Below are 25,221 nucleotides of genomic sequence, written 5' to 3'. Positions count from 1 at the left end.
CGGCGATTATGATGTTTAAGCAATACCTGCAAGTAACGAAACCAGGCATCATCTTTGGCAACCTGATCTCGGTGATTGGGGGGTTCCTGCTGGCCTCGAAAGGCAGCATTGATTATCCCCTGTTTATCTACACGCTGGTTGGGGTGTCACTGGTTGTGGCGTCGGGTTGTGTATTTAACAACTACATCGACAGGGATATCGACAGGAAGATGGAGAGGACCAAAAACCGCGTGCTGGTTAAAGGTCTGATTTCCCCTGCGGTCTCACTGGTATACGCCACCCTGCTGGGTATTGCTGGCTTTATGCTGCTGTGGTTTGGCGCGAACCCTCTGGCCTGCTGGCTGGGGGTAATGGGCTTCGTGGTCTATGTGGGCGTCTATAGCCTGTACATGAAGCGCCATTCCGTTTATGGCACGCTGATTGGCTCACTCTCCGGCGCTGCGCCGCCGGTGATTGGCTACTGCGCCGTAACCGGTGAGTTCGATAGCGGTGCGCTGATTCTGCTGGCTATTTTCAGCCTGTGGCAGATGCCGCACTCTTACGCGATTGCGATTTTCCGCTTTAAGGATTATCAGGCTGCCAACATCCCAGTACTGCCGGTGGTGAAAGGCATTTCAGTCGCGAAAAACCATATCACGCTGTATATCATCGCATTTGCTATCGCCACGCTGATGCTAACCCTGGGCGGCTATGCAGGTTATAAATACCTGATTGTTGCTGCGGCGGTGAGCGTCTGGTGGTTGGGCATGGCGCTGCGCGGTTATAAAGTGGAAGATGACAAAGTCTGGGCGCGCAAGCTGTTCGGTTTCTCCATCATCGCCATTACCGCGCTTTCCGTGATGATGTCCGTCGACTTTATGGTGCCAAACTCGCAGAACCTGCTGACTTACGTCTGGTAAGTTAATCGTCACATCTTCTATGCCGGATGGCGGCTGACGCCTTATCCGGCCTACAAAAAAGCACATTGCTTGTAGGCCGGATAAGATACGTGAGTATCGTCATCCGGCATTTTCGTTTCCAGCCGACTCCCCTCACAACCCCAACATTTGTTAATAAAGCGCATATTTACCCAGCCTGCTTAGCGCTTTACACTAGGCGCGAAATTAATACAGAGGTGGGAATGAACGATTACAAAATGACGCCCGGTGAGTTGCGCGCCACCTGGGGTTTAGGGACCGTATTCTCGTTGCGCATGCTTGGCATGTTTATGGTTCTACCGGTTCTGACCACGTACGGTATGGCGCTACAGGGCGCCAGCGAAGCGTTGATTGGCCTTGCCATCGGCATTTACGGCCTGGCGCAAGCCGTCTTCCAGATCCCCTTTGGTCTGCTCTCTGACCGCATTGGTCGTAAGCCGCTTATTGTCGGCGGGCTGGCGGTATTCGTTCTCGGCAGCGTGATTGCCGCGCTCTCCGATTCAATCTGGGGCATTATTCTTGGTCGCGCATTGCAAGGTTCCGGAGCAATTGCCGCGGCCGTGATGGCGCTGCTTTCCGACTTAACCCGCGAGCAAAACCGCACCAAAGCGATGGCGTTTATCGGCGTCAGCTTCGGTATCACATTTGCCATTGCGATGGTGCTGGGGCCGATCGTTACCCATGCGCTGGGGCTACACGCGCTGTTCTGGATGATTGCCGCCCTTGCCACCACGGGTATCGTGCTGACCATTTGGGTCGTTCCCAATAGCACCAGCCACGTACTAAACCGCGAGTCGGGCATGGTAAAAGGCAGCTTCAGCAAAGTGCTGGCGGAGCCCAAACTGCTGAAGCTCAATTTCGGCATCATGTGCCTGCACATTTTGCTGATGTCCACTTTCGTCGCGTTACCAGGACAACTGGCGAAAGCCGGTTTCCCCGCCGCAGAACACTGGAAAATTTATCTGGTGACGATGCTGCTGTCCTTTGTTTCCGTGGTGCCGTTCATCATTTACGCCGAAGTAAAGCGCCGGATGAAACGCGTATTCCTCGCCTGCGTGTTACTGATCCTTATTGCAGAGATTGTATTGTGGAGCGCTAACGTGCGTTTCTGGGGCCTGATTGCGGGCGTGCAGATTTTCTTCCTCGCCTTCAACCTGATGGAAGCCCTCCTCCCCTCGCTTATCAGCAAAGAATCGCCTGCGGGTTACAAAGGCACGGCGATGGGTGTCTATTCCACCAGCCAGTTCCTCGGCGTGGCGATTGGCGGTTCACTCGGCGGTTGGGTGGTCGAAATGTTTGATGGTCAGGGGGTATTCCTGGCTGGCGCGCTGCTGGCAGCAGTTTGGTTGATTGTGGCAAGCACAATGAAAGAGCCGCCGTATGTCAGCAGCCTGCGTGTGGAAATTCCACCAGAAATTGCCGCAGATGACACGTTAAAGCAGCGCCTGCTGGCAAAAGAAGGAATAAGCGAAGTGTTAATTGTGGCGAAAGAGCATTCGGCCTACGTGAAAATCGACAGCAAAGTCACCAATCGATTTGAGGTTGAGCAGACCATCAGCCAGACGTGATGATTACCGGATGGTAACTAACGTCTCGTCCGGCCTACAAATAGCGTGTGCGACCTGTAGGCCGGATCAGGCATTACGACTTAATCACGGAAGTTTTTAAACTGGAACGGCTGGCCGAGATCACCACCGCGAACCAGCGCCATGACGGATTGCAGATCGTCACGCGCCTTACCGGTCACACGAATTTCTTCACCCTGAATCTGCGCCTGCACCTTCAGCTTGCTGTCTTTGATCAGCTTAACGATTTTCTTTTGCACCGCGCTTTCAATGCCCTGCTTCAGCTTAGCTTCAACAAACCAGGTTTTACCGCTGTGCACGAAAGTTTCTGGTACGTCCAGCGAGGTGCCTTCAATACCGCGTTTCAGCAGCTTGGCACGCAAAATATCCAGCAGCTGATTAACCTGAAAATCAGACTCGCTCAGCACCTTAATCGTCTTATTTGACTCATTCAGCTCAAAAGTGGCTTCAACGCCACGAAAATCAAAGCGTGACTCGACTTCACGGCTGGCGTTATCCACCGCGTTACGGGCTTCCTGAAGATCAACTTCAGAGACAATATCGAAAGATGGCATCTTTTCCTCTCCCTTCATTTTTGATGCGAAGCATAATACCTGCAAAGTTACTCAACAGACAGCGCTATACTAGGCTGTATCCTTTCATTGTACGTGGTAGCGACATCTGCGAACAATAATAGGGTGCGGTCGATATGGATTAACACCTGGTGCTGTTGCAGGTGAGGAGGAAGAATGAAAATTACCGTACTGGGATGTGGAGCGTTAGGACAGCTATGGCTTACAGCGCTGTGCAAACATGGACATGAGGTGCAAGGGTGGCTGCGCGTACCGCAACCCTACTGCAGCGTAAACCTGATCGACACGGATGGCTCAGTTTTTAATGAATCCCTGACGGCAAATGACCCCGACTTTTTGGCAAAAAGTGACCTGCTGCTAGTCACCCTGAAGGCCTGGCAGGTTTCTGATGCGGTAAAAGGCCTGTCTGCAATTCTGCCTGAAACCACGCCCATTCTGCTTATTCACAACGGCATGGGGACGATTGAAGAGTTACATAACATTAAGCAACCCTTGCTGATGGGAACCACCACCCACGCAGCACGCCGTGACGGGAACGTCATCATTCATGTCGCTCAGGGAACAACGCGTATTGGGCCGGCACGTGAGCAAGACGGCGATTTCAGCTATCTGGCTGAAACCCTGCAAGAGGTGCTGCCGGACGTCGCCTGGCATAACACTATTCGCGCCGAGCTTTGGCGCAAGCTGGCCGTCAACTGCGTCATTAACCCGCTGACCGCATTATGGGATTGCCCAAACGGTGAGTTACGCCATCATCCGGAAAAAATAGCGCTCATCTGCGAGGAAGTAGCAGCGGTGATCGAACGCGAAGGCCACCACACATCAGCGGATGATTTACGCTATTATGTCGAGCAAGTGATTGACAGTACGGCGGAAAATATCTCATCTATGCTGCAGGACATTCGCGCCATGCGTCATACCGAGATCGACTACATTACCGGTTATTTGTTAAAACGTGCACGCGCGCACGGCATCGCCGTTCCGGAAAATGCCCGCCTGTTTGAAATGGTTAAAAGAAAGGAAAGTGAGTATGAGCGCTCAAGCACTGGTATGTCTCGCCCCTGGTAGTGAAGAAACCGAAGCGGTTACTACTATCGATCTACTGGTTCGCGGCGGAATTAAGGTCACAACCGCCAGCGTCGCCAGCGTCGCCAGCGATGGCAACCTGACGATCGTGTGCTCGCGCGGTGTGAAACTGCTGGCGGATGCGCCATTAGTCGAAGTTGCTGACGGCGATTTCGACATTATCGTACTGCCGGGCGGTATTAAAGGCGCCGAGTGTTTTCGCGACAGCCCTCTGCTGGTCGAAACCGTGAAGCAGTTTCATCGCTCCGGACGCATTGTCGCGGCAATCTGTGCCGCGGCTGCCACCGTCCTCGTCCCGCACGATATTTTCCCCATCGGTAACATGACCGGTTTTCCGGCGCTGAAAGACCAAATCCCCGCTGATCAATGGCAGGACAAGCGCGTCGTATGGGATCCGCGCGTCAACCTGTTAACCAGCCAGGGACCGGGAACCTCAATCGATTTCGGTTTGAAAATCATTGATCTTCTGGTCAGTCGTGAAAAGGCTTACGAAGTTGCGTCACAACTGGTGATGGCAGCGGGAATCTATAACTACTACGAATAAATCTTCAGGCCACTCCCTTATAAGGAATCATAATGAAAGGATATCTGAGTGGAGTGGCTTTACTGCTCCTTTCCGGTTATGCCACTGCGACGCAACTCGACATAAAGAGTATTGAGTATCGCTATCCCGCAAGCACTGAAATGCAATATCGCGTGCCATGGTTTTCCTCGACGGATAACCCCAAGGTTGCGAAACGTATTAACGATTATATTTTCGCAAGCTTTATCAATCAGCTACCGGGTAATAATCCACAAACAACAGTGAACCAGTTTGCGAAATCAGAGAGAAACCCCACCGCAAACCTTGACTACACGGTTGAGTATCGCGACGCCAAAGTTCTAACTCTGAACATGTTTGTCGAAGGCTGCGGAGCGTATTGCGAATCGTACAATGTACCGCTCAGCTTCGATTTAGCCAACGGCGCGGCAATTACCCTCAACGATCTCTTTTCCCGCTCTACGATGGCCGAATTAAATACCCGCATCAGAAAAGATATCCGTGGCCAAATCGATACCTTTGTTGATGCGCATAAATCGCAGACGTCGGCGCAAATAAAAGAAGAGAAAGGCGATGATTTTGACTATGCCGAATTCTACGCATCATGCGCAACCTACACCGACGGTTTGTACTACATCGACAAATTCTCTCTGCAAAAAGACCATTTGGCCTTCCTGAACGGACGCTGTAGCAACCACGCCAGCCGCGCACTCGACGAGTTGGGTGATTTCACCACGAAAATCCCAACCGCAGAACTGCATAATCAGCTCACGCCATACGGCCAGTATCTGACTGGCGCAAAGAGTACAACACCGGTTTCGCCAGCGCCCGGCATTGACGGCAAAGTCATGTACGGCACGCTGGGGAAAAGCATGCGTATTGTGTTGAAGGTGGAGTGCAAATACGGTGATTTTTTTGACGGGGCTTACTTTTACCAGAAATTTGGCGCACCGATTGAATTAACCGGTAAGTGCGATACAGCCGATAATCAACATTATGAACTGAAGACGTCTGCAGCTGAACAATCGCAAGAGAAAATAACACTGGATTTAAAAGACGGGGTTTATCAGGGCGTCTGGGAGTCGAACGGGAAGACGCTTCCTGTGCGTTTTGAATAATATCGTTATATTGCCGGATGGCGGCGTAACCGCCTTATCCGGCCTACAACACGGTGTTTACTCAATTACGGGCGATACACCTTCACGTTCTCAAAGCCCTGCTCGCGCAGATACAGCGCCTGCAGGCGGCTCATCACCCCGCGTTCACACCACAGCAGCCAGGTTTTGCTCTGGTCCAGATCGCCGAATTTGGTGCTCAGCTTGTAGAACGGCAGAGAAACGACGTCCACGCCGTCAACCTTCAGCGGTTTATCATCCTGTTCATCCACAGAACGGATATCCAGGATCATATCGTTCGGGCCGAAACCGCTCACGGTTTCTACTTCTACCACGGTTTGCTGCGTCTGCTGGGCGATATCGCGAATATCAATATTGTTCGCTTCTTCAACCACTTTATCGAGGATAGAGAAATCGAAGTTTTCTTCTTCGGCCTCAATCTTCGATTTGATCGCTTTCACCGTCGGGCTTTTTGAAATTACACCGCAGTATTCCGGCATGGTACGAGCAAAATCCTCGGTGCCAATTTCACGCGCCAGATTGATGATGTGCTCTTTATCATGGGAGATAAGTGGGCGCAGGATCAGGGTGTCTGATACGTTATCGATCAAACGCAGGTTGGTCAGCGTCTGACTGGACACCTGGCCCAGTGCTTCACCGGTTACCAGCGCCTGTACGCCGTAGCGCTCAGCGACTTTCGACGCCGCGCGAACCATCATACGCTTGAGAACCACGCCCATCTGGCCGTCATCAACTTTCTCCAGGATCTCACCAACCACCGGTTCAAAGTTGATAGCAACAAAACGCACGCGATGCGAACTACCGAAGCGATTCCACAGGTAATGCGCCACCTGGCGAACACCGATTTCATGCGCTGCCCCGCCAAGGTTGAAGAAGCAGTAGTGCACGCGGCAGCCGCGACGCATCAGCATGTAGCTGGACACGCCGGAGTCGAAACCACCGGAGATCAGCGACAGTACGTCTTCCTGCGTACCAATTGGGAAACCGCCAATACCTTCATAGCGGCCTTTAACCAGCAACAGACGGTCGTTTTCGATTTCAAGATTAACCGTCACGTCCGGCTTCGTCAGCTTCACGCGCGCGGATTCAATATGCTGGTTCAGTCCACCGCCAACATAACGTTCCACCTCAATGGAGCTAAACTCATGCTTACCACGACGCTTAACGCGTACGCAGAAGGTTTTACCTTCCAGTTGATCGCGATACTGCACCAGTGCTTTCTCGAAAATATCGTGCATATCGGTAAACGGCACGTCTTCTACTTCAAGAATGTGGTGGATCCCCGGAATACGGGTCAGCGCGTCGCGAATGTCCAGGCGCTGGCTTTCATCTTTAGCGCGAACCTCAACGTGATCCCAGTGACGGACAACGGCAAGGTCTTCATCATAGTGCTTTAAAACGTTACGAATGTTCCCTGTCAGAATTTTTATAAAGCGCAAACGCACAGATTGGCTTTTGATGGTGATTTCTGGGAACAATTTAATGATAAACTTCATGGCGGCAATGGTTCTTAGGCAAGTCTGAATGACTTGTAATGGAAAAAAATACAGCAGCCCATACCCGCGACTGCATCCAGGCGCGCAAGTATATCACCATCACGCGGCTACTGTGCACATTGCGCGTTATTTGCTTATCAGTGCGAGTCCGTTACCATAGTCTTGTGCTGCCAATACAGAGAGTCAGACATTCATTATGCCGAAGAAAAATGAAGCGCCCGCCAGTTTTGAAACCGCGCTGAGCGAGCTGGAACAAATTGTTACCCGTCTGGAAGGCGGCGACCTGCCGTTAGAAGAAGCGTTGAACGAATTCGAACGTGGCGTACAGTTGGCGCGTCAGGGACAGGTCAAATTGCAACAGGCTGAACAGCGCGTACAAATCCTGCTGTCAGATACTGAAGACGCGGCCCTTACGCCTTTTACACCGGATAATGAGTAAATGGATTTTACGCAGCAGTTACAGGCTTGCGTTGAGCAGGCCAACCAGGCACTGAGCCGTTTTATCGCGCCACTGCCCTTTCAGAACACTCCCGTGGTCGAAACCATGCAATATGGCGCATTATTAGGCGGTAAACGCCTGCGCCCGTTTCTGGTGTATGCGACCGGTCAGATGTTTGGTGTCAGCCTGAGTACGCTTGATGCTCCCGCTGCCGCCGTCGAATGCATTCACGCCTATTCGCTGATGCACGATGATTTACCCGCGATGGACGACGACGACCTGCGCCGCGGTCTGCCGACTTGCCACGTAAAATTTGGTGAGGCAAACGCGATCCTGGCCGGAGATGCGCTGCAAACGCTGGCATTCTCCATTATCAGCGACGCTCCAATGCCGGAAGTATCTGACCGTGACCGCATCGCGATGATCTCTGAACTGGCTCAGGCCAGCGGTATCGCCGGTATGTGCGGCGGTCAGGCGCTGGATCTGGAAGCTGAAGGTCATCAGGTTGAGCTGGATGCGCTGGAGCGTATTCACCGCCATAAAACCGGGGCATTGATTCGCGCCGCCGTACGTCTGGGAGCATTAAGCGCAGGCGATAAAGGGCGAGAATGCCTGGCAATACTCGACAAATACGCAGAAAGCATCGGTCTGGCCTTCCAGGTTCAGGATGACATCCTGGATGTGGTAGGCGATACTGCAACATTGGGTAAACGTCAGGGTGCTGACCAGCAGCTTGGCAAAAGTACCTATCCTGCACTTCTGGGTCTTGAGCAAGCCCAGAATAAAGCCCGGGATTTAATCGAGGATGCCCGCCAGTCGCTAAGTTTGCTGGCCGCACAGTCACTCGATACCTCGGCACTGGAAGCGCTAGCGGACTACATAATCCAGCGTGATAAATAAACCAACATATCCCATGAGCTTGCGATGAGTTTTGATATAGCCAAATACCCGACCCTGGCGCTGGTCGACTCCACCCAGGAGTTACGTCTGCTGCCAAAAGAGAGCCTGCCAAAGCTTTGCGACGAACTGCGCCGCTATTTGCTCGACAGCGTAAGCCGTTCCAGCGGGCACTTCGCCTCTGGTCTGGGCACGGTGGAACTCACCGTCGCGCTGCACTATGTCTACAATACCCCGTTTGACCAGTTAATCTGGGATGTAGGACATCAGGCTTACCCGCACAAAATACTGACCGGCCGCCGTGATAAAATCGGCACCATTCGTCAGAAAGGCGGTTTGCATCCGTTCCCGTGGCGCGGTGAGAGCGAGTATGACGTACTGAGCGTTGGGCACTCTTCAACCTCCATCAGCGCAGGTATCGGTATTGCGGTTGCCGCTGAGAAAGAAGGCAAAGAACGTCGTACCGTATGTGTGATTGGCGACGGCGCTATCACCGCCGGGATGGCGTTTGAAGCGATGAACCACGCAGGCGATATTAAGCCCGACATGCTGGTTATCCTCAACGACAATGAAATGTCGATTTCAGAGAACGTTGGCGCGCTGAACAATCATCTGGCGCAACTACTCTCTGGCAAACTCTACTCCTCGCTACGCGAAGGAGGGAAAAAAGTCTTCTCCGGCGTACCGCCGATTAAAGAGCTGCTCAAACGTACCGAAGAACACATCAAAGGCATGGTTGTGCCGGGTACGCTGTTTGAAGAACTGGGATTTAACTATATCGGTCCGGTGGACGGTCACGACGTGCTGGGGCTTATCACCACACTGAAGAACATGCGCGATCTGAAAGGCCCGCAGTTCCTGCACATCATGACCAAAAAAGGTCGTGGTTACGAGCCGGCAGAAAAAGATCCAATCACCTTCCACGCGGTACCAAAATTCGATCCATCCAGCGGATGCCTGCCGAAAAGCAGCGGCGGCCTGCCGAGCTATTCAAAAATCTTCGGTGACTGGCTGTGCGAAACCGCGGCGAAAGACAATAAGCTGATGGCAATCACCCCGGCGATGCGCGAAGGCTCCGGTATGGTGGAATTTTCACGTAAGTTTCCGGACCGCTACTTCGATGTGGCGATCGCCGAACAGCACGCGGTGACGTTTGCTGCCGGTCTGGCGATTGGCGGCTATAAGCCGGTCGTGGCTATTTACTCGACCTTCCTGCAGCGCGCCTACGATCAGGTGCTGCATGATGTCGCCATCCAGAAACTGCCAGTTCTGTTCGCCGTTGACCGGGCAGGAATTGTTGGCGCAGATGGCCAAACCCATCAAGGGGCGTTCGATCTTTCCTTCCTGCGCTGCATCCCGGAAATGGTCATTATGACCCCGAGTGATGAAAACGAATGCCGCCAGATGCTGTTCACCGGCTATCACTACAACGACGGTCCAACGGTCGTGCGCTACCCGCGCGGTAACGCGGTGGGCGTAGAGTTGACCCCGCTGGAACAACTGCCTATCGGGAAAGGTATAGTGAAACGTCACGGGGAGAAAGTGGCAATTCTCAACTTCGGTACCCTGATGCCGGAAGCCGCTCAGGTCGCAGAGTCGATGAACGCCACGCTGGTCGATATGCGTTTTGTGAAACCCCTGGATGAAACGTTGATCCTTGAAATGGCTGCCCAACACGAGGTGCTGGTTACCATTGAAGAGAACGCCATTATGGGTGGTGCTGGCAGCGGTGTAAACGAAGTGCTGATGGCCCATCGTAAGCCCGTCCCGGTGCTGAACATTGGCCTGCCAGACTTCTTCATCCCGCAGGGAACTCAGGATGAAGCTCGCGCCGATCTGGGTCTGAATGCCGTCGGAATTGAGACCAAAATCAAGGCCTGGCTGGCATAAACCCCTCCCCGCTCCTGCTATGCTTAATTCATCACGAGCTAAGCAGGAGTGGATTGATGAAATACAACATCTTAGGAAAAACCGACCTACGGGTCTCCCGCCTTTGCCTGGGCTGCATGACGTTTGGCGAGCCTAATCGCGGCAATCACGCCTGGACGCTACCTGAAGAAAGCAGCCGCCCGATAATCAAACACGCCCTTGAGGGCGGCATTAACTTTTTCGATACCGCCAACAGCTACTCCGCTGGCAGTAGCGAAGAGATTGTCGGTCGCGCGCTGCGTGATTTCGCCCGCCGCGAAGATGTCGTGGTCGCTACCAAGGTTTTTCACCAGGTTGATGATTTAGCAGAAGGATTATCCCGCGCACAAATCCTGCGCTCAATCGACGACAGCCTCCGACGTCTGGGTATGGACTATGTCGACATCCTGCAAATTCACCGCTGGGATTACAACACACCTATTGAAGAAACCCTGGAAGCGCTGAACGACGTCGTGAAAGCCGGTAAAGCGCGCTATATCGGCGCCTCATCCATGCACGCTTCGCAGTTTGCTCAGGCGCTGGCCTTACAGAAGCAACACGGTTGGGCACAGTTCGTTAGCATGCAGGATCACTACAATCTGATCTACCGCGAAGAAGAACGCGAAATGCTGCCACTGTGCTATCAGGAAGGCGTGGCAGTGATCCCCTGGAGTCCACTGGCACGTGGACGCCTGACGCGCCCATGGGGAGAAACGACAGCACGTCTGGTTTCCGATGAAGTCGGTAAAAATTTGTACAACGAGAGCGATGAAAACGACGCGCAAATTGCCGCACGACTGACCGGGGTCAGTGAGGAGTTGGGTGTTACACGGGCGCAGGTTGCGCTGGCCTGGCTGCTGAGCAAACCGGGTGTGGCAGCGCCGATTATCGGTACATCGCGCGAGGAACAGCTGGATGAGTTGCTCAATGCGGTGGATTTAACGCTGAAGCCGGAGCAGATTGCCGAGCTGGAAACACCGTACAAACAGCATCCGGTGGTGGGATTTAAATAAGTATTGGCGATGGCTAATTGTAGGCCGGATAAGCATAGCGCATCCGGCACTGATTGCCCGATGGCGCGACGCTTATCGGGCCTACAACAGCCCCCCAAAAGGGTTAAATGATACCTACCGGCCAGTGATGACCGATAAAATACAAAATTCCGGCAGAGAGTATTCCGGCCACAATATCATCGATCATGATCCCCGTCCCGCCATGCACGTTGCGATCGAACCAACGAATCGGCCACGGCTTCCACATATCCAGAATACGGAAAATCACAAATCCGGCGGCAACCCACTGCCAGTCATTGGTCGGCAGCGCCATCAGGGTAATCCACATCCCGACAAACTCGTCCCAGACAATGCTACCGTGATCGTGCACACCCATATCTTTCGCCGTTTGATGGCACAGATAAACGCCGATACAGATAGATAACATCACCACCAGTGAATACAGCTGCCACGGTAGAAAGGTCATTAAATACCAAAAAGGGATCGCCGCCAGCGATCCCATCGTGCCAGGAACAATTGGGCTCAACCCGCTGCCAAAACCGGTGGCTAGCAGGTGCCACGGATTGCGCATACTCAGGCGGCTTTTGGCGACATCTTTTTTAAGGCGCGGCAAAATGGTCATATCCTTTCCAGTCAAACGTGACGGATTTTCCATCGCGCGTAAAGTGAATGCCTTCCACGTCTGCGCTCATCTGCCCAATGCAGGTAAACGCTGCGCCGAGATTTCCCAGCGCCACATCCAGCGCACCACGGTTAATTTCCGGTACGGTAAAGCATAACTCATAATCTTCACCGCCCGAGAGCGCCCAGCGTAGTGCCTGTTCCGGCTCAACGTGCCGGGCGAATGCCGTGGAGTAAGGCAGCGCATCGACGTTAACCCGCGCGCCACAGCCGCTGGCATTAACGATATGCCCCAGATCGGAAATCAGGCCATCGGAGATATCGATAGCCGCACTGGCCAGATCGCGCAGGGCTTGTCCCTGCAAAATACGCGGCGTGGGACGCAGATGGCGTTTAAGCAGATAGTCTGCGTCTTTTGCATCTCCAACCTGCAACCGATTCTGTAAAATCGCCAGCCCCGCCGCGCTGTCTCCCGGCGTACCGGTAACATAAATCCAGTCCCCCGGCTTCGCACCAGAGCGTTTTAAGGCCCGTCCTACAGGAACGTAGCCATGGATACCCAACGTCATCGACAGTGGCCCACGCGTGGTGTCACCGCCAATCAGCTGCATATCATAGTAATTAAGCAGTTCAAACAGGCCATCACTGAAGGCTTCAAGCCAGGCTTCATCAACGTCAGGTAACGTGAGTGCCAGCGTCAACCACGCAGGATCGGCCCCCATCGCCGCCAGATCGCTCAAATTCACCGCCAGTGCTTTCCAGGCGAGATCGGTGGGATCAATGTCGGGGAGGAAGTGATTGCCTGCCACCAGCGTATCGGTACTGATCGCCAGCGTCTGTTTTTCAGGGATATTCAGGAGTGCGCAGTCGTCACCAATACCGGTTTCGACATCAAGACGAGACGTTCTTACGCGGTCAAAATAACGGGCAATCAGGGAAAACTCGCCGCATGCCATACGTTATGCCTCAGCAGAAAAAAAAGAAAAAGCCGGGGACAGCGGAAACAGGTTCCACCATCCAGCCGGCCTCGGGATTACTTTTTGTTGGGGCGAATCACAGGTGCTGCTTTATCCAGTACGCCGTTCACGAATTTATGGCTATCTTCAGCGCCGAAGGTTTTCGCCAGTTCAATCGCTTCGTTGATGGCCACTTTGTACGGCACATCACTACGTTTAGACAGTTCAAACAGCGCAATACGCAGTACGGCTTTTTCTACCTGACCCAGCTCTTCTAACAGACGAGACAGGTAAGGCTTCATTAATCCATCCAGGTACGCGCTGTTAGTCGCCACCCCGGACAGCAGTTCACGGAAATACAGAACGTCGACATCTTTAACGTCCTGTTCCGCCAGGAACTGGTATTCAACATCAGCGATGTCGTTCTGGGACAACTGCCAGGAGTAGAGCGCCTGGACGGCACACTCACGGGCGCGGCGACGAGCAGCAGGTTTCACGGATTTCCCCTTACAAAAATCAGGCCTTAATGGCTTTCAATACATTAATCATTTCAAGCGCAGTCAGTGCAGCTTCTGCGCCTTTGTTGCCGGCTTTAGTGCCAGCACGTTCGATGGCTTGTTCAATACTTTCGGTGGTCAGAACACCGAAGGCTACCGGAATGCCACTGTCCTGAGCGACATGCGCCAGGCCATTGCTTGCACCGCCAGCCACATATTCGAAGTGCGCGGTACCGCCACGGATCACCGTACCAAGCGCAATTACCGCGTCGTATTTACCGGTTTTTGCCAGTGCGTCAGCGGCCAGCGGCAGCTCATATGCACCTGGAACCCAAACAACGGTAATGTTTTCATCTTTAACCTGGCCAATACGTTTCAGGGCGTCGATAGCCCCTTCCAGCAGGCTGTCATTGATAAAGTTGTTGAAACGCGCAATGGTGATGGCGACGCGAGCGTCCGGGGTAGCAACGTTAGCTTCAATAATGTTCATATTCTTCCTTCGGGTTCGATTTATGGCCCCGTAAGGGGGGCGGATTTTATCATAATATTCTGTGCGCTGCTTCCTCTAAATCAGAAAGCCTCACGCAGTCGTTAAATGCAGGCAAACGTCCGGGCCCACCTGGCGTATCTCATTGAATTTAAAATGGGGTGCGTCAGCCAGTTTCTCAAGGCCTGGAAGCACACATAATCCTCGCGCATCGCTGCCTAACAGTTTAGGCGCAACATACACGATTAGCTCATCGACCAAACCGGCCTGTAATAATGCCCCCGCGAGCGTTGGACCTGCTTCAACCCAAATACTGTTAATTTGCTGTTTGCCCAGTTGCATCATCAGCACCACCAGATCCAGATGCCCGTTATGTTCCGGCACCTTCAGGCTACGAACCGTCTCCGGCCAGCTACGGGGGTCGTCTTCAGTCCGGACAATCCAGGTTTCTCCAGGCTGTTGCACAATACGATGCTCCGGCGTGACCTGATTCTGGCTATCCAGAACAATGCGGATTGGCTGGCGCAGCTCTTCCTGCGGGTAACTCGCCTGAGTTGACTCCCCAAGCTCCGACCAACGCACGGTAAGCTGAGGGTCGTCTGCCAGCACCGTAGCACTGCTGGTTAAAATGGCATGGCTTTGCGCGCGCAAACGTTGCACATCGCGGCGCGCCTGCGGTGAGGTAATCCACTGGCTTTCACCGCTGGCCATCGCCGTACGGCCATCAAGCGACGCGCCAAGCTTAAGCTGCAGATACGGGAATCCCGTACGCATGCGCTTGAGAAAGCCTTTATTCAGTTGCTCAACTTCGCTCATCATCAGCCCGTGGCTGACGTCGATGCCCGCCTGCTGCAAACGGTAGAGCCCACGTCCTGCGACCTGCGGATTGGGATCCTGCATCGCCGCAACCACTCGCGATACACCCGCCGCAATCAGCGCATCGCAACACGGCGGCGTGCGACCATGATGACTACAGGGTTCAAGCGTCACATAGGCCGTTGCCCCTTGCGCTTTTTCTCCAGCCATCCGCAGAGCATGAACTTCGGCATGCGGTTCGCCCGCACGGTGATGATATCCTTCACCGACGATCTCCCCATCCTTCACAATCACGCAGCCTACGTTGGGGTTGGGGTGAGTGGTAAAACGTCCGCGCGCAGCAAGCTTCAGCGCACGCGCCATGTACAATTCATCCTGCATGGCTTAGTCCTGTAGGCGAGCAATCTCTTCGCCAAATTCTTTGATATCTTCGAAACTCCGGTAGACAGAGGCAAAGCGGATGTAGGCGACTTTATCGAGCTTTTTCAACTGCTCCATCACCAGGTTGCCAATCATCTTGCTCGGCACCTCACGCTCACCAGTCGCACGCAGCTGTGATTTGATATGGTTTAACGCCATTTCGACGTCATCCGCGCTCACAGGCCGTTTCTCAAGCGCTCTGAGCATGCCGCTACGCAGCTTTTCTTCATTAAAGGGTTCACGCACGTCGTTGCTTTTCACAACGCGCGGCATGACAAGTTCAGCCACTTCAAAAGTGGTGAAACGTTCGTTACAGACCAGACACTGCCGACGGCGGCGTACCGAGGAGCCCTCGCCTACAAGACGAGAGTCAATTACCTTAGTGTCTACGGCGAAACAGAATGGGCAATGCATACGGCGTCCTGTACCTCAGTGGTTAACAGAATCTATTTTACCCTGAACTGCCGTGACAACAAAGGCACTGCGCTTTTGAGACAAAGGATCGATGCCTTCGTGCTCAGTCCACACTACCATTATGCTATCGCGACAATGAAGGAAGTAATCACAATGACAAGACGTTACCTAAGAATTCTCCTGGTGGGAAGTCTCTTTAGTCTTAGTGCCTGCGCACAGCAAAGCGAAGTACGCCAGATGCATCAAAGCGTTAGCACATTGAATAAAGAGATGGCGCAGCTTAATCAGGAAACAGTAAAAATTACGCAACAAAATATGTTGAATGCAAAATCAACCAGCGGCGTCTATCTGCTACCGGGTTCCAAAACCCCGGCACGACTGGACAGCCAGATTGGCACTTTACGCATGTCGCTGGTAAACATTGCACCGAACGCGGATGGTACGCGCCTGACGCTACGGATTCAGGGTGAATCCAACACGCCTTTACCCGCCTTTAGCGCCACCGTCGAATACGGGCAAATTCAGGGCACCACGGACAACTATCAGGAAGTGAACGTTCACAACCAGTTGGTCAACGCTCCGGCGAGTATTCTTGCTCCCAGCGACGTAGACATTCCGTTGCAGATAAATGGCCTCACTCCAGAGAGGTTAGGATTTGTTCGCATCCACGATATCCAGCCTGTTAGCCAATAAACTTTTTTGCGGAACGTTTTGTGCGTTCCGCAACATCACTCCGCTCCATTTTGTTACTCCCCTGACATAACCGATATTTCTGGTAAAACTTGGCAACATTCATGAGAGCCAGTACAATTCGCCGCCTAAAGTACGCAAACGTGAACGCAATCGATTACGTAAATGATAGAACTGTGAAACAAGACATATTTTTGTGAACAATGATTTTTATAATAGGCTCCGAAGAATTACGAAATATTTAGAAACGCAAATTGCGCATTTTTCACTCCCGAAAGGGATTTCAAACAGTGGCATACATATGAAAAAAACATTACTTGCAGCCGGTGCAGTGCTGGCGCTCTCCTCGTCTTTTACTGCCAACGCAGCAGAAAATGACAAACCGCAATATCTGTCCGACTGGTGGCACCAGAGCGTTAACGTGGTGGGTAGCTATCACACCCGTTTCTCTCCGAAACTGAACAACGACGTGTATCTGGAATACGAAGCATTTGCCAAAAAAGACTGGTTTGATTTCTATGGCTACATCGATATTCCGAAAACCTTCGACTGGGGTAACGGCAACGATAAAGGTATCTGGTCTGACGGTTCCCCGTTGTTTATGGAAATCGAACCGCGTTTCTCCATCGACAAACTGACCGGCGCTGACCTGAGCTTTGGTCCGTTCAAAGAATGGTACTTCGCCAACAACTACATCTACGACATGGGTGATAACAAAGCCAGCCGCCAGAGCACCTGGTATATGGGTCTGGGTACCGATATCGATACCGGTCTGCCGATGGGTCTGTCCCTGAACGTCTATGCTAAATACCAGTGGCAGAACTATGGCGCATCCAACGAAAACGAGTGGGATGGCTACCGTTTCAAAGTGAAATACTTTGTGCCGATCACCCAGGTTTGGGGCGGCCAACTGACCTACATCGGCTTCACCAACTTCGACTGGGGCTCAGATTTGGGTGATGACCCGAACCGCACCAGCAACTCTATCGCTTCCAGCCACGTCCTGGCGCTGAACTACGATCACTGGCACTACTCTGTCGTAGCGCGTTACTTCCATAACGGCGGTCAGTGGAAAGGTGGGGATACTCTGAACTGGGGCGAAGGCGATTTCAGCGCGAAATCTACCGGTTGGGGTGGTTACCTGGTCGTAGGTTACAACTTCTAATCCAGATAATTTATCGCAAACAAGCCAGCTTAACCGCTGGCTTTTTTATGGCTGGTCTTCACAGCGTACTTTACGTAAAAAGTCACTTAGCGAACGCTCCGCAGATTCGCGAAAGTGCCTGTCGAGTGGCGTGATCTTCAGACATCGATCAACGCGAAAGCAACGATAATCATCACGCTTCTCGCACCAGCCAACCAGCAGCCAGTGCTCGCCCCAGAAAAATAAACCCAGCGGCTGAACGTCGCGCCACGAGAGGTTCCCGGACTCATCGCGATAATGCAGCGCCAGCACCTGCTGAGCTGAAACCGCGCGATGTATGAGATCGAACGCACTGCGTGAATGCGGCTGATTACCAAAATCTGGCGCGAAAATCCGCGTTTGCTCGGCTCTGCGCCGACTCTCTGGCGGCAATATCGCCAACACTTTTTCCTGTGCTGATTCCAGCGCCTGTGAGAGTGAATCCCCGCCCCATGTTTTCAGCAACCGAATCGCTACCATCAACGCTTCTGATTCGTGCTGAGTTAACATCAACGGCGGCAGATCAAACCCCGCCATTAAGCGGTATCCACTACCCACTTCGCCTTCAATGGGCACGCCGGATAAAGAGAGATCGCGGATATCGCGATAAATCGTCCGTTCAGAAACTTCAAGACGTTCTGCCAGCAGCGCCGCCGTTGTCACTCGCCTGCCACGCAGGATTTGTACAATCTGAAACAAGCGGTCGGCGCGTCTGCTCATTTTAATCCTCAGTGCTGAAAATATTACGCGGGTTGATGTAAACCAACACGATTGCCTTCGCTGTCAGTAAATAGCGCAATCGTACCAATGTCCTGCCCCAGTTCGAGTGGGCCAAACACACACTGACCGCCAGCAGTGGCGACGCGTTCAAGCGTTGCAGTCAAATCGTCCGTATGCAGATAAATAATAGCGCCCTGCGCTGAAGGAGTAATACCGTCAAATTTAGCCAGCGCCCCGCCGGGAGCGGGATCCTGATGCGGAAATACGGCCAGCTCAGCGCAGTCCATATTTTCCCGACGCAAAGAAACCTGCATCACTGGTTCATAAAAAGCGATGGCGCGATCCATTTGTGCTACAGGGATTTCAAACCAATTAATTACGTTGCTCATACTTCCTCCTGCCTGTGTGGGTAATCTCAGAAGGACTATAAGACAGGGCTACTGACAGCATACTGTCAGTAGTGTGGCGGCAGGAAAAGATAATTGCCTGTCGCTAATTCACAGGCAAAAAAAATCCCGACCTTACGATCGGGATTCCAGTATCTTCACTCTTAATGGTTAAGGAAGAATCGACGGTTGATCCGCCCCTTCTTTCTCGACCTTCTGCTGCAGCATGTGCTCACGCTTCATACCCAGCTTCAGCGCCAGCGCCGATGCCACGTAGATAGAGGATGCGGTACCGATGGAAACACCGATCAGCATCGTCAGCGAGAAGCCTTCCAGTACCGGACCACCGAACAGGAACAGCATCAGAATAACCATCAACGTTGTACCGGACGTAATCAACGTACGGTGCAGCGTTTGAGTCAGTGACACGTTAAAGATTTCGTAAGGCGTACCGCGACGAATTTTGCGGAAGTTTTCACGAATACGGTCAGATACAACGATACTATCGTTCAGCGAGTAACCGATTACCGACATCAGTGATGCGACGATAGTCAGGTCAATCTCGATATGGAACAACGACAGGATCCCAAGTGTGATAATCACGTCGTGCGCCAGAGCGATAACCACCCCCGCCGCCAGTCGCCACTCAAAGCGGAAACCGACGTACACCAGGATGGAGATCAGCGCCGCCATTAGCGCCATCGCACCGGTTTGCGCCAGATCAGCCCCCACGCTCGGACCCACGAATTCAATTCGCTTCACCGCGGCGTTTTGGTTGGTGGATTCGTTAATCACACTCAACACTTTGCTGCCCAGCACCTGACCGCCGTCTGCACCTTCAGTTGGCGGCATACGTACCATAATGTCGTGGCTGCTGCCGAAGTTCTGCAGAAGCGGATCAACGAAGCCCGCTTTCTCCAGCGCATCGCGCATCACGTCCATATCGGCCGGTTTTTCCAGCGTGATTTCAATAACCGTACCACCGGTGAAATCGAGCCCCCAGTTAAACCCGCGTACGCCCATCACCACGATGGCCGCAATCAGCAGGAAACCTGAAATGCCGAAAGCCCAGTAGTCCCAGCGCATAAAGTCCCAGACTTTACGGCCGTGGTTTAATTGTTCAACAGTATATTCCTGTGCCACTTCGCACTCCTCAGATTGACAGCTTTTTGACGCGCTTGCCGCCATACAACAGGTTTACGATGGCACGTGTACCGACAATCGCGGTAAACATCGACGTCGCCACACCAATACCGGTAGTAATCGCGAACCCTTTAATTGCCCCGGTGCCAACTGCGTACAGGATGATGACCTTGATCAGCGTCGTAATGTTCGCATCAAAGATGGAGCTAAATGCGCCCGCATAACCTTCGTTGATGGCCTGCTGCACCGAACGCCCGTTACTCAACTCTTCTTTGATACGTTCGTTGATCAGTACGTTCGCATCGACCGCGACGGCAAGGGTTAAGACAATCCCCGCAATCCCCGGCATACTTAGCGTAGCGCCCGGCAGCAACGACATAATACCGACAATCAATACCAGGTTAGCAATCAGCGCACTGGTCGCAATCAGACCGAACTTCTTATAGAAGAAGATCATGAACAGGATAGACACCACCAGACCGGCCAGACACGCTTCCAGACCCTGTTTAATGTTCTGCATACCCAGGGTTGGGCCGATGGTACGTTCTTCCACAATCTGAATCGGCGCAATCAACGCACCGGCACGTAACAGCAGAGAAAGCTGACGCGCTTCGTTCGGGTTGTTGATACCGGTGATACGGAAGCTGTTACCCAGGCGAGACTGGATATTGGCAATGTTAATCACCTCTTCCTGTTTCACCAGTACTGCACGACCGTTAGCATCTTTCTTACCGCTGTCTTTGTACTCCACGAACAGGGTCGCCATCGGCTTACCGATGTTGTCCTTGGTGAAGTTGGACATGATGTTACCACCCGCGCTATCCAGCGAGATGTTAACCTGCGGCTGATTGTATTCGTCCTGGCTGGAAGTGGAGTCGGTGATATGGTCACCGGTCAGGATCACGCGCTTGTACAGCACAACAGGCTGACCTTCACGAGACTGTTTCACTTCCGAATCACCCGGAACACGACCCGATGCTGCAGCGGACTGGTCAACGTTGGTGTTTACCAGACGGAACTCCAGCGTCGCGGTTGCGCCCAGAATTTCTTTCGCACGCGCGGTATCCTGAATACCCGGCAGTTCGACCACGATGCGGTCAGCACCTTGACGTTGTACCACCGGCTCAGCAACACCCAGTTGGTTAACACGATTACGCAGAATGTTGATGTTCTGCTGTACCGCGTACTCACGGGCTTCACTCAGGCGCGCATCGGTCATTACAGCGCGCAGTGCATTGCTGCCCTGGCTGGAAATAACCAGATCCTGGTGACGTTTGCTCAAGTAAGAGATAGCTTCATCACGGGCGCTGCTATCACGGAAAGTGATGCTCAGACCGTAGTTATCTTCTTTGCGAACGGTAGTATAAGGAATGCCTTTTTCACGCAGATCGCTGCGCAGGCTATCGATATTTTGTTCCTGCAACTTACTCAGCGCGGTATCCATATCCACTTCCATCAGGAAGTGAACGCCGCCACGCAGGTCAAGACCGAGTTTCATCGGTTCTGCATGAATGGCAGCCAGCCAGCGCGGGGTTGCCGGAGCAAGGTTAAGCGCCACGACGTACTGATCGCCCAGTACGCCCATTAATACTTCACGTGCGCGCAGTTGGGTATCAGTGGAGTCGAAGCGCGCGAGAATAGCACCCTCTTCCAGAGCCACAGACTTAGGTGTGATTTTATCTTCTTGTAACGTTTTCTGGACCTGGATCAGCGTTTGCTCACTGGCGGCGGCACCGCGCACGCCAGTGATTTGAACAGCCGGATCCTCACCATACAGGTTGGGAAGCGCATAGAGCAGACCGACGACAATAACGACGATCAGCATGACATACTTCCACAAAGGATAACGGTTTAACACGGCAGTTCCCTTTGGGAAAACAATAAATTACAGCGCCTTCATGGTGCCTTTCGGCAGAACGGCAGCTACGAAATCACGTTTAATAACCACTTCGGTGGTGTCGTTCAGCGCGATAGCGATGTAGCCAGATTCTGCTACTTTGGTCACGCGACCCACCAGACCACCGTTAGTCAGCACTTCATCGCCTTTCGCAATGGAGTTCATCAGATTTTTGTGTTCTTTGGTACGCTTTTGCTGCGGGCGCAGGATCATGAAGTAGAAAATCAGACCAAACACCACCAGCATCAGAATCAGAGACATCGGGCTGCCCTGCGCCGGAGCACCTGTTGCCGCTACCGCATCAGAAATAAAAAAGCTCATTCAAATTCCCTCATTATTAAAATTAATCAACGTTCACAGGTGGAACTGGTCTACCCTGACGTTGGTAAAAATCGGTCACGAAGCTCTCTAATTTACCCTCTTCAATAGCCTTGCGTAAACCCGCCATCAAACGCTGGTAGTAGCGAAGGTTATGAATCGTGTTGAGACGCGCGCCCAATATTTCGTTGCAACGGTCGAGATGATGCAAGTAAGCGCGCGAATAATTGCGACAGGTGTAGCAATCACACTCAGCATCGAGCGGACTGGTGTCGCTTTTATGTTTCGCGTTACGAATTTTTACCACGCCGTCAGTCACAAACAAATGACCATTACGGGCATTTCGCGTTGGCATCACACAGTCAAACATATCGATACCGCGACGCACGCCTTCAACCAGATCTTCTGGTTTACCGACGCCCATCAGGTAACGCGGTTTATCTGCCGGAATCTGCGGGCAAACATGTTCCAGAATGCGGTGCATATCTTCCTTCGGCTCACCGACAGCCAAACCGCCGACAGCGTAGCCATCAAAGCCGATATCTACCAGACCTTTGACGGAGATATCACGTAAATCTTCGTAAACACTGCCCTGAATGATGCCAAAAAGCGCATTTTTGTTGCCGAGGCTATCAAAACGGTCACGGCTGCGCTTCGCCCAACGCAGAGACATCTCCATCGAGCGTTTAGCATAGTCCCAGTCGGCCGGGTACGGTGTACATTCGTCGAAGATCATCACGATATCGGAACCGAGATCGTATTGAATCTCCATCGACTTCTCGGGATCGAGGAAAATCGGATCGCCGTTGATCGGGTTACGGAAATGCACGCCTTGTTCGGTTATCTTCCGGATGTCGCCCAGGCTGAACACCTGGAAGCCGCCGGAATCGGTGAGGATCGGCCCTTTCCACTGCATAAAATCGTGCAGATCGCCGTGCAGTTTCATGATTTCCTGCCCCGGGCGCAGCCACAGGTGGAAAGTGTTGCCGAGGATGATCTGTGCGCCGGTCGCTTCAACTTCTTCCGGCGTCATGCCTTTTACTGTGCCGTAAGTACCGACCGGCATAAAAGCAGGCGTTTCTACTACGCCACGATCAAAAACCAGGCGGCCGCGGCGAGCGCGACCGTCTGTGGTATCCAGTTCAAATTTCATCTTCACTCCTGCGTCAGAAAAACAGTCCGACGTTTTAAACACTCATGCCGGAAACTTATTCCCCGACACGCTCAGAAATAGCCTGCGGATTGTACGTGATAAACATCGCATCCCCGTAACTAAAAAAGCGATATTCCGCTTTTACCGCTTCATGATAGGCGTGCATGGTGTTTTTATAACCAGCAAATGCGGAAACCAGCATAATCAGTGTCGATTCCGGCAGGTGGAAGTTGGTGACCAGAGCATCAATCACCTGATATTTATAGCCTGGATAAATAAAGATTTGTGTATCGCCGAAGAACGGCTCGATTAGATCGTTTTTGGCCGCCTGCGCCGCACTTTCCAGTGAACGTACGGAGGTGGTGCCCACCGCAATCACGCGGTTACCGCGCGCTTTCGCCGCCAGCACCGCGTCCACCACATCCTGCGGCACTTCCGCATATTCGGAGTGCATAATGTGGTCTTCAATAGTGTCTACGCGCACCGGCTGGAAAGTGCCCGCTCCAACGTGCAGGGTGACGAACGCCATTTCAATGCCTTTATCGCGCAGTTTAGCCAGCAGCGGATCGTCAAAATGCAGACCCGCGGTCGGCGCAGCGACGGCACCCGGTTTTTCGCTGTACACGGTCTGGTACAGCTCGCGGTCGGCGTCTTCATCCGGACGGTCGATATACGGCGGCAACGGCATATGGCCAATCGCGTTGAGGATATCCAGCACGCTGCGTTCGTCGTTAAACTCAACTTCAAACAGCGCGTCATGGCGCACCACCATCGTTGCTTTAATGCTTTCGTCATCGCCCAGCAGCAGCTCGGCGCCCGGTTTCGGCGCTTTCGAGGCACGAATATGCGCCAGAATACGTTTGTCATCCAGCATACGCTCGACCAGCACTTCAATTTTACCGCCGCTGGCTTTACGACCAAACAGACGCGCAGGAATGACGCGGGTGTTGTTAAAGACCAGCAAATCGCCAGGGTTGAGCTTATCGAGCAAATCGGTGAAAGTACCGTGCGTCAGCGCGCCCGTCGGCCCGTCCAAAGACAGCAAGCGACAGCTACTGCGCTCAGCTTGCGGATAGTGGGCAATCAGGGATTCGGGTAGTTCAAAGGTGAAATCGGTAACGCGCATGACACTGACTCAGACTAAAATAAGAGGCGGGTAGTCTAGTGCCGGGGCGTTCTCCCTGCAACCTTTACCCCTCTGGATAAACATTTAACTATGAATTTTCTTGCACATTTGCATCTCGCTCACCTTGCCGACAGTTCGCTTTCCGGCAATCTGCTGGCCGATTTTGTCCGGGGTAATCCGGAAACGCACTACTCGCCTGATGTGGTAGAAGGCATCTTCATGCATCGTCGTATCGACGTGATGACAGATAACCTGCCGCAGGTGCGTGAAGCCAAAGAATGGTTTCGTAGCGAAACGCGCCGCGTCGCGCCGATTACGCTGGATGTCATGTGGGATCATTTTCTGTCGCGCCACTGGTCGGAGATCTCCCCTGACTTCCCGCTGACGGACTTTGTGCGCTATGCCCGTACCCAGGTAACCACTATTTTGCCGGAATCGCCGCCACGCTTTATCAATCTGAATAACTATATATGGTCAGAGAAATGGCTTGAGCGCTACCGGGACATGGATTTTATCCAGAACGTCCTGAACGGCATGGCCAGCCGCCGTCCACGGCTCGATGCCCTACGCGACTCATGGTATGACCTCAATACGCATTACGATGCGTTAGAAGAACGATTCTGGCAGTTTTATCCGCAAATGATGGACCAGGCGCGGCGTAAAACCCTTTGATTGCAACCCGCATTCCCCGCCGGATAAGCCGTAGCCGTCATCCGGCAAAAGATTGATAGACAAAACCTGTCTCATTGATTGCCAGCGCCTCTTTGTCTTATTCACGAACACTCTCTATACTGGCCCGCGTT

General features: G+C 52.8%; 27 protein-coding genes. 12 read left to right on the top strand and 15 right to left on the bottom strand.

The annotated features are described in order from the left end of the window. Positions 1-8: 8 nt before the first annotated feature. Positions 9-899, top strand: coding sequence for a heme o synthase (gene cyoE, locus WC1_RS18390; RefSeq protein WP_003835956.1), 891 nt, complete (start codon positions 9-11; stop codon positions 897-899). 221 nt (positions 900-1,120) lie between these two features. Then, positions 1,121-2,485, top strand: coding sequence for an MFS transporter (locus WC1_RS18395; protein WP_016149700.1), 1,365 nt, complete (start codon positions 1,121-1,123; stop codon positions 2,483-2,485). An 80-nt stretch (positions 2,486-2,565) separates the two neighbouring features. On the opposite strand, the gene WC1_RS18400 is transcribed toward WC1_RS18395, so the two are convergent. Further along, complete coding sequence (locus WC1_RS18400) at positions 2,566-3,057, bottom strand: YajQ family cyclic di-GMP-binding protein (protein WP_003831002.1); 492 nt, start codon at positions 3,055-3,057, stop codon at positions 2,566-2,568. Between the two features lie 174 nt (positions 3,058-3,231). Between WC1_RS18400 and panE the strand changes: the two genes are divergently transcribed. Genes panE through WC1_RS18415 form a run of 3 tightly spaced genes read left to right on the top strand, consistent with a single transcriptional unit; the run spans position 3,232 to position 5,820 of the window. Continuing rightward, positions 3,232-4,143, top strand: a complete 912-nt coding sequence (gene panE, locus WC1_RS18405; protein ID WP_003021593.1) for a 2-dehydropantoate 2-reductase — start codon at positions 3,232-3,234, stop codon at positions 4,141-4,143. After that, positions 4,106-4,705 (top strand): protein deglycase YajL, encoded by a 600-nt coding sequence (gene yajL, locus WC1_RS18410; RefSeq protein ID WP_016149699.1) that lies wholly within the window; start codon positions 4,106-4,108, stop codon positions 4,703-4,705. Before panE ends, yajL begins: the two co-directional genes overlap by 38 nt. 32 nt (positions 4,706-4,737) lie before the next feature. Next, entirely contained in the window at positions 4,738-5,820 is a 1,083-nt protein-coding gene (locus WC1_RS18415) for a hypothetical protein (protein ID WP_016149698.1), read from the top strand. A gap of 65 nt (positions 5,821-5,885) precedes the next feature. Here the strand turns inward: WC1_RS18415 and thiI are convergent, their stop codons facing one another. Next, positions 5,886-7,334 (bottom strand): tRNA uracil 4-sulfurtransferase ThiI, encoded by a 1,449-nt coding sequence (gene thiI / locus WC1_RS18420; RefSeq protein WP_016149697.1) that lies wholly within the window; start codon positions 7,332-7,334, stop codon positions 5,886-5,888. 196 nt (positions 7,335-7,530) lie between these two features. Here thiI and xseB point away from each other — a divergent pair, with 196 nt between their 5' ends. The 4 genes from xseB to yajO are packed head-to-tail and all read left to right on the top strand — an operon-like array spanning position 7,531 to position 11,591. Next, complete coding sequence (xseB, locus tag WC1_RS18425; RefSeq protein ID WP_003021586.1) at positions 7,531-7,773, top strand: exodeoxyribonuclease VII small subunit; 243 nt, start codon at positions 7,531-7,533, stop codon at positions 7,771-7,773. Further along, positions 7,774-8,673 (top strand): (2E,6E)-farnesyl diphosphate synthase, encoded by a 900-nt coding sequence (ispA, locus tag WC1_RS18430; RefSeq protein ID WP_003021584.1) that lies wholly within the window; start codon positions 7,774-7,776, stop codon positions 8,671-8,673. 24 nt (positions 8,674-8,697) lie between these two features. Continuing rightward, positions 8,698-10,560, top strand: coding sequence for a 1-deoxy-D-xylulose-5-phosphate synthase (gene dxs / locus WC1_RS18435; protein ID WP_016149696.1), 1,863 nt, complete (start codon positions 8,698-8,700; stop codon positions 10,558-10,560). A gap of 56 nt (positions 10,561-10,616) precedes the next feature. Next, positions 10,617-11,591: a 1-deoxyxylulose-5-phosphate synthase YajO gene (gene yajO, locus WC1_RS18440; RefSeq protein ID WP_003847594.1), complete on the top strand. Its 975-nt coding sequence runs from the start codon at positions 10,617-10,619 to the stop codon at positions 11,589-11,591. A gap of 103 nt (positions 11,592-11,694) precedes the next feature. Here the strand turns inward: yajO and pgpA are convergent, their stop codons facing one another. From pgpA to nrdR, 6 genes are all read right to left on the bottom strand, one after another. Continuing rightward, positions 11,695-12,213 (bottom strand): phosphatidylglycerophosphatase A, encoded by a 519-nt coding sequence (gene pgpA / locus WC1_RS18445; protein WP_003021578.1) that lies wholly within the window; start codon positions 12,211-12,213, stop codon positions 11,695-11,697. Continuing rightward, the gene (gene thiL / locus WC1_RS18450) at positions 12,191-13,168 is read right to left on the bottom strand and encodes a thiamine-phosphate kinase (protein ID WP_003835968.1); all 978 of its coding nucleotides are present in this window, start codon (positions 13,166-13,168) and stop codon (positions 12,191-12,193) included. Before thiL ends, pgpA begins: the two co-directional genes overlap by 23 nt. A 77-nt stretch (positions 13,169-13,245) precedes the next feature. Continuing rightward, entirely contained in the window at positions 13,246-13,665 is a 420-nt protein-coding gene (nusB, locus tag WC1_RS18455; protein ID WP_000801129.1) for a transcription antitermination factor NusB, read from the bottom strand. 19 nt (positions 13,666-13,684) lie between these two features. Next, entirely contained in the window at positions 13,685-14,155 is a 471-nt protein-coding gene (ribE, locus tag WC1_RS18460; RefSeq protein ID WP_003021575.1) for a 6,7-dimethyl-8-ribityllumazine synthase, read from the bottom strand. A 90-nt stretch (positions 14,156-14,245) separates the two neighbouring features. After that, positions 14,246-15,349, bottom strand: coding sequence for a bifunctional diaminohydroxyphosphoribosylaminopyrimidine deaminase/5-amino-6-(5-phosphoribosylamino)uracil reductase RibD (ribD, locus tag WC1_RS18465; RefSeq protein ID WP_003021573.1), 1,104 nt, complete (start codon positions 15,347-15,349; stop codon positions 14,246-14,248). Between the two features lie 3 nt (positions 15,350-15,352). Next, the gene (gene nrdR / locus WC1_RS18470; protein ID WP_003021571.1) at positions 15,353-15,802 is read right to left on the bottom strand and encodes a transcriptional regulator NrdR; all 450 of its coding nucleotides are present in this window, start codon (positions 15,800-15,802) and stop codon (positions 15,353-15,355) included. A gap of 153 nt (positions 15,803-15,955) precedes the next feature. Here nrdR and WC1_RS18475 point away from each other — a divergent pair, with 153 nt between their 5' ends. Then, positions 15,956-16,495, top strand: coding sequence for a SadB/YajI family lipoprotein (locus WC1_RS18475; protein ID WP_003835973.1), 540 nt, complete (start codon positions 15,956-15,958; stop codon positions 16,493-16,495). Positions 16,496-16,793: 298 nt separating this feature from the next. Further along, positions 16,794-17,657 (top strand): nucleoside-specific channel-forming protein Tsx, encoded by an 864-nt coding sequence (locus WC1_RS18480; protein ID WP_003021561.1) that lies wholly within the window; start codon positions 16,794-16,796, stop codon positions 17,655-17,657. 45 nt (positions 17,658-17,702) lie between these two features. Here the strand turns inward: WC1_RS18480 and WC1_RS18485 are convergent, their stop codons facing one another. The 7 genes from WC1_RS18485 to queA all read right to left on the bottom strand — a co-directional run bounded on the left by WC1_RS18485 (position 17,703) and on the right by queA (position 24,418). Next, entirely contained in the window at positions 17,703-18,395 is a 693-nt protein-coding gene (locus tag WC1_RS18485) for a helix-turn-helix transcriptional regulator (protein WP_003835974.1), read from the bottom strand. A gap of 23 nt (positions 18,396-18,418) precedes the next feature. Next, the gene (locus tag WC1_RS18490; protein ID WP_003835976.1) at positions 18,419-18,784 is read right to left on the bottom strand and encodes a VOC family protein; all 366 of its coding nucleotides are present in this window, start codon (positions 18,782-18,784) and stop codon (positions 18,419-18,421) included. Between the two features lie 168 nt (positions 18,785-18,952). After that, positions 18,953-19,924 carry a protein translocase subunit SecF gene (secF, locus tag WC1_RS18495; protein WP_003021550.1) on the bottom strand — a complete coding sequence of 324 codons (972 nt, stop codon included), beginning with the start codon at positions 19,922-19,924 and terminating at the stop codon, positions 18,953-18,955. Positions 19,925-19,934: 10 nt separating this feature from the next. Further along, positions 19,935-21,782 carry a protein translocase subunit SecD gene (gene secD, locus WC1_RS18500; RefSeq protein ID WP_003021547.1) on the bottom strand — a complete coding sequence of 616 codons (1,848 nt, stop codon included), beginning with the start codon at positions 21,780-21,782 and terminating at the stop codon, positions 19,935-19,937. A 27-nt stretch (positions 21,783-21,809) separates the two neighbouring features. Then, positions 21,810-22,142, bottom strand: coding sequence for a preprotein translocase subunit YajC (gene yajC / locus WC1_RS18505; protein ID WP_003021544.1), 333 nt, complete (start codon positions 22,140-22,142; stop codon positions 21,810-21,812). A gap of 22 nt (positions 22,143-22,164) precedes the next feature. Then, positions 22,165-23,292, bottom strand: coding sequence for a tRNA guanosine(34) transglycosylase Tgt (gene tgt, locus WC1_RS18510; RefSeq protein WP_003021535.1), 1,128 nt, complete (start codon positions 23,290-23,292; stop codon positions 22,165-22,167). 55 nt (positions 23,293-23,347) lie between these two features. After that, complete coding sequence (gene queA / locus WC1_RS18515; protein WP_016149695.1) at positions 23,348-24,418, bottom strand: tRNA preQ1(34) S-adenosylmethionine ribosyltransferase-isomerase QueA; 1,071 nt, start codon at positions 24,416-24,418, stop codon at positions 23,348-23,350. 90 nt (positions 24,419-24,508) lie between these two features. On the opposite strand from queA, the gene acpH reads away from it, so the two are divergent. Next, on the top strand, positions 24,509-25,090 hold the full coding sequence (acpH, locus tag WC1_RS18520; RefSeq protein ID WP_016149694.1) for an ACP phosphodiesterase: 582 nt from the start codon (positions 24,509-24,511) through the stop codon (positions 25,088-25,090). The last annotated feature ends 131 nt before the right edge of the window (positions 25,091-25,221 follow it).

The organism is Citrobacter sp. KTE30, from assembly GCF_000398825.1.
Taxonomy (GTDB): Bacteria; Pseudomonadota; Gammaproteobacteria; order Enterobacterales; family Enterobacteriaceae; genus Citrobacter; species Citrobacter freundii.
Note: the sequence above shows the minus strand (reverse complement) of the source record. Positions and strands in the feature narration are given on the sequence as shown.